Source organism: Pseudoxanthomonas sacheonensis, assembly GCF_010093305.1.
GTDB lineage: Bacteria > Pseudomonadota > Gammaproteobacteria > Xanthomonadales > Xanthomonadaceae > Pseudoxanthomonas_A > Pseudoxanthomonas_A sacheonensis.
This window is the reverse complement of the sequence record NZ_PDWS01000003.1, coordinates 178,854-194,760: the sequence shown is the minus strand read 5'-3', so window position 1 is coordinate 194,760 and position 15,907 is coordinate 178,854. Positions and strand designations below refer to the sequence as shown.

General features: G+C 65.7%; 15 protein-coding genes. 4 read left to right on the top strand and 11 right to left on the bottom strand.

The features are described 5' to 3' along the window. Nucleotides 1-77: 77 nt before the first annotated feature. From CSC73_RS04610 to ubiK, 5 genes are all read right to left on the bottom strand, one after another. Nucleotides 78-545, bottom strand: coding sequence for an REP-associated tyrosine transposase (locus CSC73_RS04610; RefSeq protein ID WP_163839228.1), 468 nt, complete (start codon nt 543-545; stop codon nt 78-80). Nucleotides 546-756: 211 nt separating this feature from the next. Beyond that, nucleotides 757-1,152: a GFA family protein gene (locus CSC73_RS04605; RefSeq protein ID WP_163839227.1), complete on the bottom strand. Its 396-nt coding sequence runs from the start codon at nt 1,150-1,152 to the stop codon at nt 757-759. A gap of 139 nt (nt 1,153-1,291) precedes the next feature. Continuing rightward, entirely contained in the window at nt 1,292-3,373 is a 2,082-nt protein-coding gene (locus CSC73_RS04600) for a S9 family peptidase (protein ID WP_163839226.1), read from the bottom strand. A 184-nt stretch (nt 3,374-3,557) separates the two neighbouring features. Further along, complete coding sequence (locus CSC73_RS04595) at nt 3,558-5,072, bottom strand: YifB family Mg chelatase-like AAA ATPase (RefSeq protein WP_163839225.1); 1,515 nt, start codon at nt 5,070-5,072, stop codon at nt 3,558-3,560. 12 nt (nt 5,073-5,084) lie between these two features. Continuing rightward, nucleotides 5,085-5,360, bottom strand: a complete 276-nt coding sequence (ubiK, locus tag CSC73_RS04590) for a ubiquinone biosynthesis accessory factor UbiK (RefSeq protein ID WP_163839224.1) — start codon at nt 5,358-5,360, stop codon at nt 5,085-5,087. Between the two features lie 191 nt (nt 5,361-5,551). On the opposite strand from ubiK, the gene CSC73_RS04585 reads away from it, so the two are divergent. Further along, nucleotides 5,552-5,890, top strand: a complete 339-nt coding sequence (locus CSC73_RS04585) for a P-II family nitrogen regulator (protein WP_163839223.1) — start codon at nt 5,552-5,554, stop codon at nt 5,888-5,890. A gap of 24 nt (nt 5,891-5,914) precedes the next feature. Beyond that, nucleotides 5,915-6,268 (top strand): DUF6404 family protein, encoded by a 354-nt coding sequence (locus tag CSC73_RS04580; RefSeq protein ID WP_163839222.1) that lies wholly within the window; start codon nt 5,915-5,917, stop codon nt 6,266-6,268. Nucleotides 6,269-6,391: 123 nt separating this feature from the next. Here the strand turns inward: CSC73_RS04580 and speE are convergent, their stop codons facing one another. Further along, nucleotides 6,392-7,243, bottom strand: coding sequence for a polyamine aminopropyltransferase (speE, locus tag CSC73_RS04575; protein WP_163839221.1), 852 nt, complete (start codon nt 7,241-7,243; stop codon nt 6,392-6,394). A 103-nt stretch (nt 7,244-7,346) separates the two neighbouring features. Here speE and CSC73_RS04570 point away from each other — a divergent pair, with 103 nt between their 5' ends. After that, nucleotides 7,347-9,176: a M48 family metallopeptidase gene (locus tag CSC73_RS04570; protein WP_163839220.1), complete on the top strand. Its 1,830-nt coding sequence runs from the start codon at nt 7,347-7,349 to the stop codon at nt 9,174-9,176. A 61-nt stretch (nt 9,177-9,237) separates the two neighbouring features. After that, nucleotides 9,238-11,127, top strand: a complete 1,890-nt coding sequence (speA, locus tag CSC73_RS04565) for an arginine decarboxylase (protein ID WP_163839219.1) — start codon at nt 9,238-9,240, stop codon at nt 11,125-11,127. Between the two features lie 249 nt (nt 11,128-11,376). Here the strand turns inward: speA and CSC73_RS04560 are convergent, their stop codons facing one another. The 5 genes from CSC73_RS04560 to CSC73_RS04540 all read right to left on the bottom strand — a co-directional run bounded on the left by CSC73_RS04560 (nt 11,377) and on the right by CSC73_RS04540 (nt 15,898). Then, nucleotides 11,377-12,126 carry an SDR family NAD(P)-dependent oxidoreductase gene (locus CSC73_RS04560; protein WP_163839218.1) on the bottom strand — a complete coding sequence of 250 codons (750 nt, stop codon included), beginning with the start codon at nt 12,124-12,126 and terminating at the stop codon, nt 11,377-11,379. 104 nt (nt 12,127-12,230) lie between these two features. After that, on the bottom strand, nt 12,231-12,818 hold the full coding sequence (locus CSC73_RS04555; RefSeq protein ID WP_170299051.1) for a methyltransferase family protein: 588 nt from the start codon (nt 12,816-12,818) through the stop codon (nt 12,231-12,233). A 126-nt stretch (nt 12,819-12,944) separates the two neighbouring features. Then, entirely contained in the window at nt 12,945-13,739 is a 795-nt protein-coding gene (locus CSC73_RS04550; protein ID WP_163839217.1) for an SPOR domain-containing protein, read from the bottom strand. A gap of 15 nt (nt 13,740-13,754) precedes the next feature. After that, entirely contained in the window at nt 13,755-15,443 is a 1,689-nt protein-coding gene (argS, locus tag CSC73_RS04545; RefSeq protein WP_163839216.1) for an arginine--tRNA ligase, read from the bottom strand. A 68-nt stretch (nt 15,444-15,511) separates the two neighbouring features. Further along, nucleotides 15,512-15,898: a type II toxin-antitoxin system HicB family antitoxin gene (locus tag CSC73_RS04540; RefSeq protein WP_163839215.1), complete on the bottom strand. Its 387-nt coding sequence runs from the start codon at nt 15,896-15,898 to the stop codon at nt 15,512-15,514. Nucleotides 15,899-15,907 lie beyond the last annotated feature (9 nt).

Below are 15,907 nucleotides of genomic sequence, written 5' to 3'. Positions count from 1 at the left end.
TGCTTTTCCGCGAAAATCAAGAGCAGCCGAGCGAGCTCGGCTCTACAAGGCGAAAGGTGGGCAGGCGCGTATTTTGGTCAGCATAGGTCCTGCGATCCGGAAATCCAGCGGCACCACCAGGCCGGATAATCCTCGATCCTGGTCGCAAGGCCCCTGCGCAACGGGTTCTCGACCAGGTAGCGGGCTTGGTTCAATAAATCCTCTTCGCTCCTGAGGTGATGGTCGTAGTATCCCGACTGCCAGAGCGGGCCGGATCGTCGCATGTGTTCGTTGATGGCCTGTGCGGATCTCGATTTGAATCGCTGCATGCATTGTCCAAGCGATCCTTGCAGCAGCTGGAAGAGCCAATGGACATGATCGGGCATCACCACCCAGGCATGCGTCAGAACCCTGCCTTCCTGTTCGATGCGATGCCATTGCTTGCAGAGGATGTCCGCATTGCCCGGCAATGACAGCAATGGCTGCCTTCCATGAACCACCGAGGTGATGGTGTACCAGGCGTCGACCTGTGAGAAGCGTCCGCGCAAGAGAGAGGGATTGGCCATGGAGCTACTTTCCTGCGGCCACGCCAGTTTGAGTATCAGCGGTTGCTGCGGTCGTCCGTAGGCAGATTCCTAACTCTACATCCTTGTAGACCCACGTCTTCTCGGCCGCCTTTAGCCCCTTCTTTGTAGAGCCGAGCTTGCTCGGCTGCTTTTCTACGAACAGCAAGAGCAGCCGAGCAAGCTCGGCTCTACAAAGAAGGGGGTGAGGCGATTACTTTCGCGGCAGGCCGTCGTTTTGATCCACGGCAACCCATGGCACATGGTCTTCCCAGTACGCATGCATCTGCGGCGCGCGGTCCACCGGCGTAGTGAAATGGGCCAGGGCGATATGCAGTTCGCCGGGCCAGCGGTTGGAGCGGAAGAACATCATCGTGCCGCAACGGCTGCAGAAGCCGCGTTCGGCGCCTGGTGTGGATTGGTACCAACGCAGCCGTTGCCTGGGATCGTCGAACACGCATCGCGTAGCGTCCATTCCGACCCATGTCACGAATGCCGCGCCGTGCGCGCGGCGGCACAGGCTGCAATGGCAATGCGCTACCCATTTGCTGGGAAGCGTGGCTTCCAGGTTCAAGTCGCCGCAGAGGCATTGGGCATGGGCGATGGTCATGGGAAATTCCTCAGCACGTTACTCTCGATCATCATCCCCGCGTAGGCGGGGACCCAGCGACTTATGGCTCCCAACGCAAAGGCGCTGGGTTCCCGCCTACGCGGGAATGACGATGAGAAATATCACGAGGCCGGAACTACTACTTCTTGATTTCCTGCTTATGCGTCTTCAATGCGTCGGCCAATCCCGGCACGCCATCGGCGCCGGTCGGCACGCTGATGCTGGAGCCTTCGAAGTCGTTGCCGATCGGTTCCGCGCGGCCGCCCAGGCATTGACTGAGGAAACCCTCGGCCACCGCGTTGAACGCCTTGCTGTTCTGCGGACGCGCGAAGCCATGGCCTTCGTCGGGGAACAGCACGTAGGTCACGGGGATATTCTTGGCTTTCATCGCATTGACGATCTGGTCGGCCTCGGCCTGTTTCACGCGCGGGTCGTTGGCGCCCTGGCCTATCAGCAGCGGCTTGGTGATCTTGTCGGCGCGGGTCAGCGGCGAACGATCCACCAGCCATTGCTTGCCGGCCTCGGTGCGCGGATCGCCCATGCGCTTGGCCAGTTGCTCGTAGAAGCTGGCCCAATAGGCCGGCACCGTGCTGAGCAGCGTGTTGAGGTTGGACGGACCCACGATGTCCACACCGCACTTGAACGCATCCGGCGTGAAGGTGACGCCGACCAGCGTGGCGTAACCGCCGTAGCTGCCGCCCATGATGGCCACCTGGTCCGGCGTGGTGACGCCTTCCTTCACCGCCCACTGCACCGCGTCCAGCAGGTCGTCGTGCATCTTCGCCGCCCATTCGCCGTTGCCGGCGTTGGTGAACTCCTTGCCGAAGCCGGTGGAGCCGCGGTAGTTCACTTGCAGCACCGCGTAGCCGCGATTGGCCAGCCACTGCGGCGTGCCGCTGTAACCGTAACCGTCGCGCGCCCAAGGACCGCCATGCACCATCAGCACCATCGGCACCGCAGCATCGGCTTTGCCGTCGTTGTTGCTATCGGCGCTCTTGGGCAAGGTCAGGTAGCTGACCAGAGTCAGGCCGTCGCGCGATTCGATTTCCTGCGGCCACTGCGCAACCAGCGGCTTGCCGTCCAGCGCCGGGCGCGCGGAGAACAGCTTGGTCAGCTTGCCGCCGGCGTCGCGGTCGTAGCGGTAATACACCACCGGCGCTTCGGCCGCCGAATACGCCACGATCCAGGTCTTGTCGTCGTAGGTGCGCGCATTGACGCCGACTTCGCCCGGGCCGATCGCTTCCAGTTTCTTCAGATCGGCGGCGATGCCGGCATCCAGCGGCGACCATTGCTCGCGCAGATAGTCCACCGCCACCGCCTGCACCACGCCGGTCTTGGGGTCGGACAGCGAATTGCCCACATCGGCGCGCTTGTCCTCGAACACCAGCGTCTTCTTGCCGCTGGCCACGTCGATGGCGTACAGCGCCGCGGTGTTGCGGCCGCGCGAGTCGACCATGTACAGGGTCTTGCCGTCGGTGGTCAGCCCGGCAGGCTGGGTGGAAAGCGAATCCTCGAACGGGATGTCGTCGTATTTCTTCCAGCCGCCCTTGCCGTCCGGCTGCAGCACGTCCTGGCCGCCGTCGGGGCGGGATCTGGTCGCGTAGCGCACGTTGTAATCGTCGTCGGTCAGGTAGCCGGCGATCTGCTGCTCATTCTTTTCCACCAGCGTGCGCTTGCCGGTGGCCAGGTCCACGCGGTACAGGTCGTGCCATTGCGCATCGCGGTCGTTCATGCCGACCAGGATCGATTCGGGGTGCGCATGGCTGGTGCCGGCCACCTGCGCGGTGGTTTTCGGGAACGGCGTGAGGTCGGTGGCCTTGCCGGTGGCGACATCCACGCTGAAAAGATGGAAGTCCTCGTCGCCGCCGCTGTCGCGCAGGTACAGCAGCGTGTCGGGCTGGTAGGACCAGAAGTAATTGCGGATGCCGCGCGCCTTGTCGCTGGTGACCGCACGCGCCTTGGAAGGATCGGCGGCCGGGGCGACCCATACGTTCATCACACCTTCCACCGGTGCCAGCCAGCTCAGGCTCTTGCCGTCGGGGCTGATCAGCACGCTGGAGCGCTCCGGGTTGCCGAACAGGGCATCGCGCGGGATCAGTTCGGTGCCCGCGATCCGCTGCGCGGCGCTGGCCTTGTCCTGGGCCAGCGCGGTGGAAATGGAGAGGGACAGCAGCAGGGCGGTGGCGGGGAACAGGAAGCGCTGGGCGGGTTTGTTCGACATCTGGAGGTTCTCCAAAGCGAGGATAGAGATGCGGATGGCGAGCATCCGGCGGGCGTGGTTAAAGCGGGTGGCGATGGGCAACACGCAGTGCAGTGGAGCATGCGGCCGCGGCCGGCGCATGTGACGCAAGGCAGGGGTGTGCTTTGCCCCCTCCCCTGCGCTGCGCACAAGGGAGGGGGCAGAGCTACGCTGCGCTCTGCGCAGCGCCCCGATCCACGCGCCGGTAACCCAAAGCTTCTGTCAGGTGTGGGGTAGCGATGCTCTGTTCTCCCGCCAGATCGGCGATGGTGCGGGCCACCCGCAGGATGCGGTGCATGGAGCGGGCGGAAAGCTGCAGGCGCTCGATGGCGCGTTCCAGCAAAGCCTGGTCGCGGTCGCCCAGGCGGCAATAGGCCATGGTTTCGGATTGCCCGAGCTGCGCATTGGCCTTCCCCGCACGCGCATGCTGCAGCGCACGCGCGGCCTCCACGCGCAGCCGCACCGCAAGGGTGGGTTCGCCCGCGGGCGCATCCGGGCGCAGGTCCTGCGGCGGCAGCCGCGGCACTTCGATATGCAGATCGATGCGATCCATCAGCGGGCCGGAGATCTTCGCGCGGTAGCGGCGCACATTCTCCGGACTGCAACGGCAGCGCCCCGACGGATCGCCGGCCCAGCCGCAGGGGCAGGGGTTCATCGCCGCGACCAGTTGGAAACGCGCGGGAAATTCCGAACTGCGTGCCGCGCGCGACACGGTGACGGTGCCCGATTCCAGCGGTTCGCGCAGCACTTCCAGGGCTTTGCGATCCCATTCCGGCAACTCGTCGAGGAACAAGACTCCATTGTGGCTGAGCGAAATCTCACCCGGTCGCGGATCCGCTCCGCCGCCCACCAAAGCGACCGCGCTGGCGGTGTGGTGCGGCGAACGGTACGGACGTTGCTTCCAGCGGGCGGGATCCAGTCCGCGCCCGCTAACCGAGGCGATTGCCGCAGTCTCCAGTGCCTCGGCCTCGCTCGCTTCAGGCAACAACCCCGGCAAGCGCGACGCGAGCAGGGTCTTGCCGCAACCTGGGGTGCCTATCAGCAGAAGGTGATGATTTCCCGCTGCCGCGACTTCCAATGCGCGGCGCGCGTGCAGTTGTCCGCGCACGTCGGCCATGTCGGGAATCAGGCTGAGCTGTGGCGGCGGGGCTGCGGCTATCGGCAGCGCCTTGGTGCGGTTCAAAGCCCCGCAGACTTCCAGCAGGGTGCGCGCGGTATAGGCTTCCACTTCGCGCGCCAGCGCGGCTTCGGGGCCGCTGCCCAGCGGCACGATCAGCTTGCGTCCGGCGCGCGCGGCGGCCAGCGCCGCCGGAAGGATGCCGTCGACCGCGCGCAATTCGCCGGTCAAACCCAGTTCGCCCAGGAATTCGTACTCGCTCAAGGCATTGCGGTCGATCTGCCCGCTGGCGGCCAGGATGCCGAGCGCGATGGGCAGGTCGAAGCGGCCGCCGTCTTTCGGCAGGTCCGCAGGGGCCAGATTCACGGTGATGCGGCGCGCCGGGAATTCGAACTGCGCGCAGAGGATGGCGGCGCGCACGCGGTCGCGGGATTCGCGCACCGCCGCCTCGGGCAGGCCCACGATATGCGTCTGCGGCAGCCCGCCGGAGAGGTGCACTTCCACCCTCACCGGAGGTGCGGACACGCCGGCCCGTGCACGGCTGTGCACCAGCGCAAGGCTCATGGCGGCGGGGCCTTAGTGCTGCGGGGTTTGCGGAGAAGGGGGCGGAGAAGCAGGGGTCTCCAGCGCGGCAACCGCGCGCTCCAGCGCTTCCAGCTTCTCGCGGGTGCGCAGCAGCACCGCGCGCTGCACGTCGAATTCCTCGCGCGTCACCAGGTCCAGCTTGGACAGGCCCGATTGCAGCGCGCTCTTGAAGGTCTGCTGCAGTTCTTCCTGTGAGTCGCGTAGGCCGGGCGGCACCAGGGCGCTGAGGCGGCGGGCGAGGTCGTCGATGGTGTTGAGGTCGATCATGTAGGTTTCTCCGGCTGTGGGGGCAGCCTGAACGCATCGCCGCGATCGCGCCATCGGCTTTGTCTGCGGCGCGGCGTCAGTTTATCCCGACGCCGTGTGGGAACCGCATTGAACCCGACCGCCCCGCGGCCCGCAAGCGTGGCCCGCCGAACCGGGATATCCTTCGGTCAGACCTCTTGAGGGAATCACGCATGAAAATGATCATGGCCATCATCAAGCCGTTCAAGCTGGACGATGTGCGCGAGGCTTTGGCCGAGGCGGGCATCACCGGCATCACGGTGACCGAGGTGAAGGGTTTCGGCCGGCAGAAGGGCCATACCGAGCTCTACCGCGGCGCCGAATACGTGGTGGATTTCCTGCCCAAGGTGAAGATCGAGGTCGCGGTGACCGACGACCAGGTCGACAAAGTCGTCGAAGCCATCGTCAAGGCCGCCGGCACCGGCAAGATCGGCGATGGCAAGGTGTTCGTTTATGCGCTGGACCGGGTGGTGCGGATCAGGACCGGCGAACTGGATGCGGACGCACTTTAGGGCGGGTTGCGGGGAAACGAAGCAATGGAATTCAACGAACGTCTGCAGCAGGCCTTCGCTTTGCTGGAAAGCAAGGGCATCGGCAAGAGTACCTATTCCCCTCCGCTGTTCCGGTTGCTCTGGAGGTTGGGCGTCAAGGTTCCGCCGCCGCACATGGCGGGTTTCGGTTTCAACGCGTTGGTGATGGGCGGTTTCTTCGGGCTGTTCTGGGGTTTGTTCATGTGGTTGTTGCTGTGGGGCCGGCAAGGCATGCCGATCTGGATCGGTGCGGCCGCGGCATTGGCGGCGGGCGTGCTGTTCGGTCTGACGATGGCCGGGTATCTGCGCTGGAGCGCCAAGCAACGCGCGATACCCACTTGGCAGGAATTCGATGCCTGACATTTCCCAGCGCGGCGCGCTTCGTGCGGCTACACAGAAAAGCCCCGCATCGCGGGGCTTTTCTTTACCGGATCCCGTAGGGTTTGCGCTTGAATGCGGGTCGGGGGCGTACCCCGACCTACGTTACTCGCCCAGCGCTTTGGCCACGAACGGCGGCGCCACCAACACACCGGTGTGCAGGTGCGCGCTGTAGTACAGCGTCTCGAACGATTTGCTGCTGGCGTCGCCTTCGCGGAAATCGAAATTCCCGCCCTTGCGCGCCAAAGTCACGCTCCACCATCCGGTCGGGTAGCACGGTTGCGGGAACGGCAGCGTCTTGAAGGTGCTGAAGCCGGCCTTGCGCATTTCGCCGCGCATCTCGTTGATCAGGTCCAGCAGCGCCAACGGAGACTCCGACTGCTGCACCAGGATGCCGTCGTCCTTCAGCGCGCGGAAGCAGGATTCGTAGAACGCCTTGTTGAACAGGCCTTCGGCCGGGCCCACCGGGTCGGTGGAATCCACGATCACCACGTCCACGCTGCCGGCCGGGCAATTGGCCATGTAGGCCACGCCGTCGTCGAACAGCAGCTCGGCGCGCGGATCGCTGTTGCTGTCGCACAGCTCGGGGAAATACTTCTCCGACATGCGCGTGACCTGCTCGTCGATGTCGCACTGGGTCGCGCTCTGCACGCCGGGGTGCTTGAGTACCTCGCGCAGCGTGCCGCAATCGCCGCCGCCGATGATCACAACGCGTTTGGGATCGGCGTGGGTGTACAGCGCCGGGTGCGAAATCATCTCGTGATAGAAGAAGTTGTCGCGCGCGGTCAGCATCACCGCGCCGTCGATCAGCATCAGGTTGCCCCAATCGGTGGTGCCGTAGATCTCGATCTTCTGGAACGGCGACTGCACCTCGTCCAGCTTGCCGGTGGTGCGGAAGCCGATGGCCGAGCCGGTGGGCTGGAAGTGTTCGATGTACCAGTTGCTGTCGTTCGTCATCGCCGGGGCTCAACGGTCAGGGGGCGCGAATTGTACCGGATGCCGCGTTACAGCTTGGCTGCGATGGCTTAGCATCCGGCAGGGACGGCAAGGGGAGGATGGAATGCAATCAGCGGAAGCGCGGCGGCAACTGGTCGAGCGGCTGGAACGCGAGGCGGAACAGGCACCGGCACGTTATCGGCTGAAACTGGCGCTGTTGGCGGTATTGGGCTACGCGGTACTGGGCCTGGCACTGTTGTCCACGCTGGGCTTGCTGGTGTTCCTGTTGGGATACCTGCTGATCGCGCGTCCCTCGCTGGGTCCATTCCAGATCATTGCGCTGATGATGCTGGCCCTGTCCGGCACTGTCGTGGCGCGTGCGCTCTGGGTCCGTTTCGTAATGCCGGAAGGCCACCACCTGCAACCTGACCAGGCGCCGGAACTGCGTGCCGAGGTGGAGCGCATACGCAAGGCCGTGGGCGCCGCGCCGCTGCATGGCATCGTCATCAACGCCGAACTCAATGCCGCTGCGGCCTATGTCCCGCAAGGACTCGGCCTATGGCGCCAGCGCCATTACCTGATCCTGGGCCTGCCCCTGCTGCATGCGCTGGATCGCCGCGAACTGGCCGCCGTGGTTGCGCATGAGTTCGGGCATTTCCATGGCGGGCACGGCCATTTCACCGGCTGGATCTACCGGTTGCGCAGCAGCTGGCACCGCCTGCTGGAAGGCATGTCCGGAGGTCTGGCCGGCGGGCAGCTGCTGTGGTTCTTCTTCCGCTGGTACGCGCCTTACTTCGAGGCCTACAGCCAGGTGTTGGCGCGCCGCCAGGAGTACGCCGCCGATGCGGTTTCGGCGCAGGCCGTCGGCGCCGATGCGGCGGTCAGCGCATTGGTGCGCATCGAGCTGGCGTCGGACTGGCTGGAAGGCGAATTCTGGCCGCAAATAAACGAATCGACACGCGCGCAGGCCTATCCGCCCATCGCCGTGCACGAACAACTCGCGCAGGGGCTTTCGCGCGAACGCCAGCGCGAGATCCGCATTCCCGCACGCTTGCTGGCCCGGCAACCGGACCCGGACGACACCCATCCCACGCTGGCCAAACGCGCGGAGGCCCTGCAGGTGGAGCTGCCGCGGACGACGGGAACGGCGGGCGTCGCGGCGGCGGACATGCTGGGCGAACTGGACGCAACGCTGCAGCGGCGTTTCAGCCTGGAATGGCGCACCGGCGCCGACGCCGAGTGGAAAGCGGGCCACCAGCAAGCGCAGCGCGAGCGCCACCGCCTGGCCGAACTGCAGGCCCATCGCACGCATACGCCCGCCGAAGCGGTGGAGCTGGCCTGCCTGTCCGAGGACCATCAGCCCGGCATCGATGCCCTGCCGCTGTATCGGGAGGCGCTGGCGCGGGCGCCGTCGAACGCCAACGGCCACTATCGGCTGGGCGCGCTGCTGCTGAAGCGCGGCAACGAAAGCGAAGGCGTGCAGCACCTGGGCCGCGCGATGGAGCTGGACGCGGCGCTGGTGGAGCCGGCCTTGCGCGCACTGGACAGCCATGCGCGCGGACAGCCGGAGGAATCGGCATTCGATGCCGCGGTCGAAACCTTGCGCGCGCGCTACTCGCTGCGCGGAGCCGGCGACGGTCATGGGCAGGCGTTGCAGCCGCATGCGCTGGAAGCGATGCAGCTGCGGGAGTTGGCGCGGGCGCTGCGCGGCCACCAGAAAGTGCGCACGGCGTGGGTGGCGCAGCGGCCGTTGGCCGGCACCGAGGTGATGCCGCACTTCCTGGTGCTGCTGGATTGGGCCGGGTCGGTGGCCAGCGAGCGTGCCGCTCTTCCGCACATCGCCTCGCAACTGCGGTTGCCGGGAAGCTGCACCGTGCTCACCGCCTCCAGCGATGCCGCCCAGGCGCGCGCGGTCAGGATGAGCGCCGGCGAGCCGGCCTACCGGCGGCCGTAACCGGAGCGGCACAACGACGGCGTTAGAATGCGCGTCCGTTTTCGTCACCAGAGCCCGCCCCATGTCCAGCTGGTCCCAAGACCAAGCCCGCAAGACCTATTCCATCCCGCACTGGGCGGAAGGGTATTTCGACGTGGATGCGGCCGGCCATGTGGTGGTCAGTCCGAAGGGCGCCGAAGGCCCTTCGATCTCGCTGCCCCAGGTGGTGGACAGCGCACGCGCCAACGGTGCACGCATGCCGCTGCTGGTGCGTTTCCCCGACATCCTGGGCGATCGCCTGGGCAAGCTGCAGGCCGCGTTCGGCCAGGCCATGCAGGAATGGGAATACGCCGGCGGCTATACGGCGGTGTATCCGATCAAGGTCAACCAGCATCGCGGCGTCGCCGGCACGCTGGCTTCGCACACCGGCGAAGGCTTCGGCCTGGAAGCGGGCAGCAAACCCGAACTGATGGCGGTGCTGGCGCTGTCGCGGCCGGGCGGGTTGATCGTCTGCAACGGCTACAAGGACCGCGAATACATCCGCCTGGCGCTGATCGGCCGCAAACTGGGCCTGCAGACCTTCATCGTCATCGAGAAGCCGTCCGAACTGGCACTGGTGATCGAGGAAGCCAAGGCACTGAACGTGAAGCCAGGGCTGGGCGTGCGCATGCGCCTGGCCTCGCTGGGCGCAGGCAAGTGGCAGAACAGCGGCGGCGACAAGGCCAAGTTCGGCCTGTCGCCGCGCCAGGTGCTGGATCTGTGGAAGGAGCTGCGCGACAACGGCCTGCAGGACTCGCTGGGCCTGCTGCATTTCCACATGGGTTCGCAGATTTCCAACGTGCGCGACATCGCCAACGGCATGCGCGAGGCCACGCGTTACTTCGTCGAACTGTCCAAGCTGGGCGCGACCATCAGCCATGTCGATGTCGGCGGCGGCCTGGGCATCGACTACGAAGGCACCCGTTCGCGCAGCTATTGCTCGATCAACTACGGCTTGAACCAGTACGCCTCCAATATCGTGCAGCCGCTGGCCGAAGCCTGCGAAGAGCACAAGCTGGCGCCGCCGCGCGTCGTCACCGAATGCGGCCGTGCGATGACCGCGCACCATGCGGTGCTGGTGGCCAATGTGTCGGAAGTGGAGCAGGCGCCGGAAGGCCGCGTGCCGCCGTCGCATGCGGATGAGCCGGCGGTGATCCGCCATCTGCGTGAGATCCACGATGAGCTGGATTCGCGCCCGGCGGTGGAGCTTTTCCACGACGCCCAGCACCACCACAGCGAAGGCCTTTCCCTGTACGCGCTGGGCCAGATCGACCTGACCCACCGCGCCCGCATCGACGATCTGTTCTACGCCATCGCCCACGCCGTGCGCGCGCGCCTGAGCAGCGATGAGCGCAACCACCGCGACCTGCTGGACGAACTCAACGAGCGCCTGGTCGACAAGTATTTCGTCAATTTCAGCGTGTTCGAATCGATTCCCGATGTGTGGGCCATCGACCAGGTGTTCCCGATCCTGCCGATCGAGCGCCTGAACGAAGCGCCGCAACGTCGCGGCGTGATCGCCGACATGACCTGCGATTCGGATGGCATGGTCAAGACCTACGTGGAGAACGAAGGCCTGGATTCCTCGCTGCCGCTGCACGGGTTGAATGCGGGCGAGAGCTACCGGCTGGGTTTCTTCCTGGTCGGCGCCTACCAGGAGATCCTGGGCGACATCCACAACCTGTTCGGCGACACGGACACGATCGAAGTGAAGCGCGACGGCGATGGTTTCAGCATCAGCCAGCAACGCAGCGGCGATACCACCGACGTGATGCTGGATTACGTGGGTTACGGATTGGCCGATTTGCGCGCGGCTTATGCCGAACGGGTGGCGAAGGCGCAACTGGGTGCGGATGAGTCGAAGCTGCTCGCCGAGGCGCTGGAAGCGGGGCTCACCGGATACACCTATCTAAGCGACGAACCTCTCAGCTGACGCAATCCACCCCCTCCCTTGCGAAGCTCCCAAGGGGACTTCCTTCGGGGCGCAGGGGAGGGTTGGGGAGGGGTTGCTTTTGATCTTGCACTCGCTCTTCTTTCAAGACACTGCGGAAAGCACCCCCTCCCAACCTCCCCCTTACCCGCTGCGCGGGCAAGGGGAGAGGCCAAGAGCGCGTAGGTCGGGGCTACGCCCCCGACGCGAGCAATCCCGCATCGTCCGATGCGTCGGCCACGTAGGGCCGACCTACTTCCGGTCTACCTGGAAACCCGCGAACGACTGCGTCACCGGCATGATCTCCAGCCGGTTGATGTTGAGGTGCGGCGGCAGGGTGGCGATGTAGTACAGCTGTTCGGCGATGTCTTCGGCGGTCATCGGATTGGCGCCGCCATACATCTTGTCCGAGGCGGCCTGGTCGCCATGTGTGCGCACCAGGGTGAATTCGGTTTCGGCCATGCCGGGCTCTATCGAAGTCACGCGCACGCCGGTGCCGTGCAGGTCCGAGCGCAGCCCCAGCGAGAACTGCTTCACGAAGGCCTTGCTGCCGCCGTAGGTGTTCCCGCCCGGGTAGGGATAGCTGGCCGCCACCGAACTCATGTTGATGATGGCGCCCTTGCGTTCTATCAGGCCGGGCAGCAGGCGGTGGGTCAGCGTCACCAGCGCGGTGATGTTGGTGTCGATCATGGTGCGCCAGTCCTGCAGGCTGGCGTTCTGCGCGGGCGCGGTGCCCAGCGCCAGGCCGGCGTTGTTGATCAGCACGTCGATGCCGCGGAAGCCTTCGGGCAATGCGGACAGCGCGACTTCCATTGCGGCTTCGTCGCGTACGTCGAAGGCGGCGGCATGCACTTTGTCGGCGCCGAACCGCTCGACGAGCGGCTGCAGGCGCTCGGCACGGCGGCCGGTGGCGATCACGCGCCAGCCCGCACCGGCGAAACGCCCGACGGCGGCGGCGCCGAAGCCGGAGGTGGCGCCGGTGATGAGAACGGTTTTGGTCATGGGAGCTTATCGGTGGTGAGAGTGAGTTGGGATGTTTACTTTAATCTTGTTCGCGACGAGCCTGTCTTTGACAGATCCGCCACGAGCGGGACGTTCGCACACCCTCACCAAACGAACGGAATCAGCCGTTTGGTCTGCCGCGCATAGTCGGGATATTGCGTAGGGAACGCCTCGGCCAGCACGCGTTCCTCCACTCGCATCCGCCAGACGAATGCGAGGAGTACCGGCGCCAAAAGCACCAGCAACGACCACCCATTGCCCAGCGCCAGGCCAAAGCCCAGGAAGGTCATCAGCGAACCGGTGTAGGAAGGATGGCGAAGCAGGCGGTAAGGGCCGTGGTGGATCAGTTCGTGGCCTTCCTGGATATTCACATCCACAGTAAAGAAGCGCGCCAGCACGCGGATCGCCCAGAACCGCAGGGCCAGGCCGCCGGCCATCAGCGCAAGGCCGGTCCAGAACAGGGCAAGGCGGATGCCTTCGTTGCCCACGCGCCCGGCCGTCTGGTACGACAGCCACACCGCCAGGCCGATGCACAGATAGACGGTTGCCAGCAGCAACCGCAATGTGCCGCGGTCGCGCATGCGCGAGCGGTCCTGCGAGCGGCGCGTCCAACCCAGCCAGAGTTCGCTGCATGCCCAGACCACGATGAGCGCACCAAACAGCTGTCCCGGCAGGGTGGCGATGTCGATCATGCGCCGGGCCGCGAGAGCTTCACGAAAAAACGCGCGGCGGCCGTTTCATCCGCGACCAGGCGCCGATCGCCGCCTGTGCATGCGGCCAGTGCGGCACCAAGCGTGTCAGGGCGACGGGGTCGGTTTTCATTGCGCCTTGATAGCCATAGCCGGCAAGCCGCCGCTGGCGAGTTTCTGCTTGGCTTCGGCCAGTTCGCTGGCGCTGCCGTAGGGGCCCATGCGCACGCGGTAGACGGTCTTGCCGCCGATCTGCGCCGATTCCACGCGCGCCGACAGGCCCAGCATTGCGATCTTGGCCTTGGTGGATTCGGCATCGCCGGACGCGCCGAATGCGCCGGCCTGCAGGATGTAGCGCGCATCCTTGCTGGTCGGTGCGCTGGAGATTGCCGGTGCCGTCGCGGTTGCGGTGGCGGCCACGGCAGGCGCCGTCGTTGCCGCAGCGGCTGGCGTTTCCGGAACCGGTTTCGGGTTGTCGGTCGCTGTGTTCACGGCGGGGGTCGTTGCTGCTGCCGTCGCTGCCGCTGCCTGCGCCGCGCGCGCTTCGCGCGCCTTTTCCTCGCGCGCGCTGGCGGCCAGTTCGGCGTCGGACATCTGCACTTCCTTGCCGGGCAGCAGGGTGTAGAAGTCGTACTGCGTTTCCTTGGCCGCATCGTCGCCGGTCTTGGCGTCGGGCTGCGAGGTGGGCGTGGAAGTCTCCGGGGCGACGTCGTCGATATTGCTGTCGGCATCGGCCACCTGCGCCGGCAACGCATCTGGATTGGGCTGCGGGCGGAAGAAGCCGTCGCCGTCTTTCTTCATCAGCCCCGGCACGATGAAGAACGCCGCCGCGCCCAACACCAGGCCGGCGATCAGCCACACCCAGCCGGGCGTGCCGTTGCCCGAGTTGCGCCGCGCCTGCGACTTGTTGCGTCTTGCCGCCATCTAACTACTCTCCAGTTACATCTTTTCAGGGGCGCTGACGCCCAGCAATTCCAATCCGTTGGCCAGCACCTGCCGCGCGGCGCAGGCCAGCGCCAAGCGCGCATCGCGCGTGGCGGCGTCTTCCACCAGCACCGGCGTGGCGTGGTACCAAGTGTGGAAAGCATAGGCCAGTTCGCGCAGGTATTGCGCGATAAGGTGCGGTTCCAGCAGCTGTCCGGCGTTCTCCACCACTTCGGGGAAACGCGACAGCTCGACCATCAACAATTGTGAGTTCTCGTCGCCCAGCAATGTGAGATGGTCCAGTCCGTTGGCCTGGTCGTAGGCGTAGCCCTTTTCCACCGCCTGGCGCAGCAGGCTGCAGACGCGAGCGTGCGCGTACTGCACGTAGAACACCGGATTGTCGTTGCTTTGCTGACGCGCCAGGTCGATGTCGAAAGTGAGTTGCGAATCGGGCTTGCGCGCGATCAGGAACCAGCGCGTGGCGTCGCGCCCGGCTTCCTCGATCAGGTCGCGCAGGGTGAAGTAGCTACCGGCGCGCTTGGAAAGCTTCACCTCCTCGCCGCCGCGCATCACCGTGACCATCTGGTGCAGCACGTATTCGGGCCAGCCCTGCGGAATGCCGACGTCCAGCGCCTGCAGGCCGGCACGCACGCGCGCCAGCGAGCCATGGTGATCGGCGCCCAGTTCGGTGATGGCGCGCTTGTAGCCCCGCTGCCACTTGGACAGGTGGTAGGCCACGTCCGGCAGGAAATAGGTGAAGGTGCCGTCGGACTTGCGCATGACGCGGTCTTTGTCATCGCCGAAATCCGTGGTCCTGAGCCACAGCGCGCCGCCTTCCTCGTAGGTATGGCCGGTGGCGCCGAGACGCTGCACGGTTTCGGCGACCTTGCCGTCGTCGTACAGCGAGCTTTCCAGGAAGTAGGTGTCGAAGGACACGTCGAAGGCGGCCAGGTCGCCGTTCTGTTCGCGGCGCAAAGCGGCCACGGCGAAGCGACGGATCGCGTCCAGGTCGTCCGCGTCCTTGGCGCCGACGATGGCGTGGCCGTCGGATTCCACGGTCTCGCCCCGCAGGTAGGCGTCGGCGACGTCCTGGATGTAGTCGCCGCGGTAGCCGGCTTCCGGCCAGCCCGCGTCATCGGGCTTCAGGCCTTTGGCGCGCGCCTGCACGGACAGCGCGAGGTTTTCGATCTGCACGCCGGCATCGTTGTAATAGAACTCGCGACGCGTTTCCCAGCCGTTGGCCTGCAGCAGGCGGGCGATGCAATCGCCGATGGCGGCGGCGCGGCCGTGGCCGACATGCAGCGGCCCGGTGGGATTGGCGGAAACGTATTCCACGCCGGCCATCTTCCCTTCACCGGAAGTGTTGAGACCGTAAGCGGCGCCCTGCTGCAGGGCCGTTGCGACTTCGCGCTGGTAGGCGGCCGGGGTCAGGTGGAAATTGATGAAGCCCGGGCCGGCGATCTCGACTTTGGCGATGTCGTCGCTGGCGGGAAGCGCGGCGACCAGCGCCTGGGCCAGCGCGCGCGGATTGCTGCGCGCAGGTTTCGCCAGCAGCATCGCCGCGTTGCTGGCGAAATCTCCATGGCTGCGGTCCTTCGGACGTTCGACCACGAAATCCGGGGTGGTGGTGTCGGCCGGCAAGGTGCCGGCGCTGCGCAGGGCGTCGATGCCTTGGGCGATCAGGGCGCGGAGTTGGGATTTCAAAGGAGTTCTGCTGGAAACGCGGATAGCGCGGAATCCGGGGATTTTAGCCGAGTACGGTCTTGCTGGTCTCAGCCAATGGCCATTTTGGCGATGTAGCCGGAACGGGTTTCACCTGCTTCCCGCGCCTTGGTGTCGAGCCGACGCAGGACCCGGCGCGGCAAGGTGATATTGACGCGTTCGATGGTGTCGTCCAGTTGTGCGGGATCCACGGTCACCAGGCCGAACAGCCAGCCGGCATAGTCTGCACGGTTGCGGATGGCATCCACGGATGAAGGATTCGGAATGGTCTGGCCTGCGTCGAGTGCGGCGTCGATCCACAAAGCAGCAGCGGCTTCGGCATTGTCGATGGCTTCATCGAGTGTGTCGCCTGCGGAAAAACAGCCGGGCAGATCGGGGATGGCGACTCCGAAGGCGGTGCCGCCGGTTCCTGCTTCGATGGCGATGGGGTAGCGCATAAGCTGATC

Bases quoted from the DNA above. Each gene is read 5' to 3' on its own strand.
- speE (WP_163839221.1), bottom strand. From the start codon at position 7,243: ATGACGAACGACAGCAACTGGTACATCGAACACTTCCAGCCCACCGGC.
- CSC73_RS04550 (WP_163839217.1), bottom strand. From the start codon at position 13,739: ATGGCGGCAAGACGCAACAAGTCGCAGGCGCGGCGCAACTCGGGCAAC.
- CSC73_RS04600 (WP_163839226.1), bottom strand. From the start codon at position 3,373: ATGTCGAACAAACCCGCCCAGCGCTTCCTGTTCCCCGCCACCGCCCTG.
- CSC73_RS04605 (WP_163839227.1), bottom strand. From the start codon at position 1,152: ATGACCATCGCCCATGCCCAATGCCTCTGCGGCGACTTGAACCTGGAA.
- ubiK (WP_163839224.1), bottom strand. From the start codon at position 5,360: ATGATCGACCTCAACACCATCGACGACCTCGCCCGCCGCCTCAGCGCC.
- CSC73_RS04610 (WP_163839228.1), bottom strand. From the start codon at position 545: ATGGCCAATCCCTCTCTCTTGCGCGGACGCTTCTCACAGGTCGACGCC.
- CSC73_RS04585 (WP_163839223.1), top strand. From the start codon at position 5,552: ATGAAAATGATCATGGCCATCATCAAGCCGTTCAAGCTGGACGATGTG.
- CSC73_RS04580 (WP_163839222.1), top strand. From the start codon at position 5,915: ATGGAATTCAACGAACGTCTGCAGCAGGCCTTCGCTTTGCTGGAAAGC.
- CSC73_RS04570 (WP_163839220.1), top strand. From the start codon at position 7,347: ATGCAATCAGCGGAAGCGCGGCGGCAACTGGTCGAGCGGCTGGAACGC.
- speA (WP_163839219.1), top strand. From the start codon at position 9,238: ATGTCCAGCTGGTCCCAAGACCAAGCCCGCAAGACCTATTCCATCCCG.
- CSC73_RS04560 (WP_163839218.1), bottom strand. From the start codon at position 12,126: ATGACCAAAACCGTTCTCATCACCGGCGCCACCTCCGGCTTCGGCGCC.
- CSC73_RS04540 (WP_163839215.1), bottom strand. From the start codon at position 15,898: ATGCGCTACCCCATCGCCATCGAAGCAGGAACCGGCGGCACCGCCTTC.
- CSC73_RS04555 (WP_170299051.1), bottom strand. From the start codon at position 12,818: ATGATCGACATCGCCACCCTGCCGGGACAGCTGTTTGGTGCGCTCATC.
- CSC73_RS04595 (WP_163839225.1), bottom strand. From the start codon at position 5,072: ATGAGCCTTGCGCTGGTGCACAGCCGTGCACGGGCCGGCGTGTCCGCA.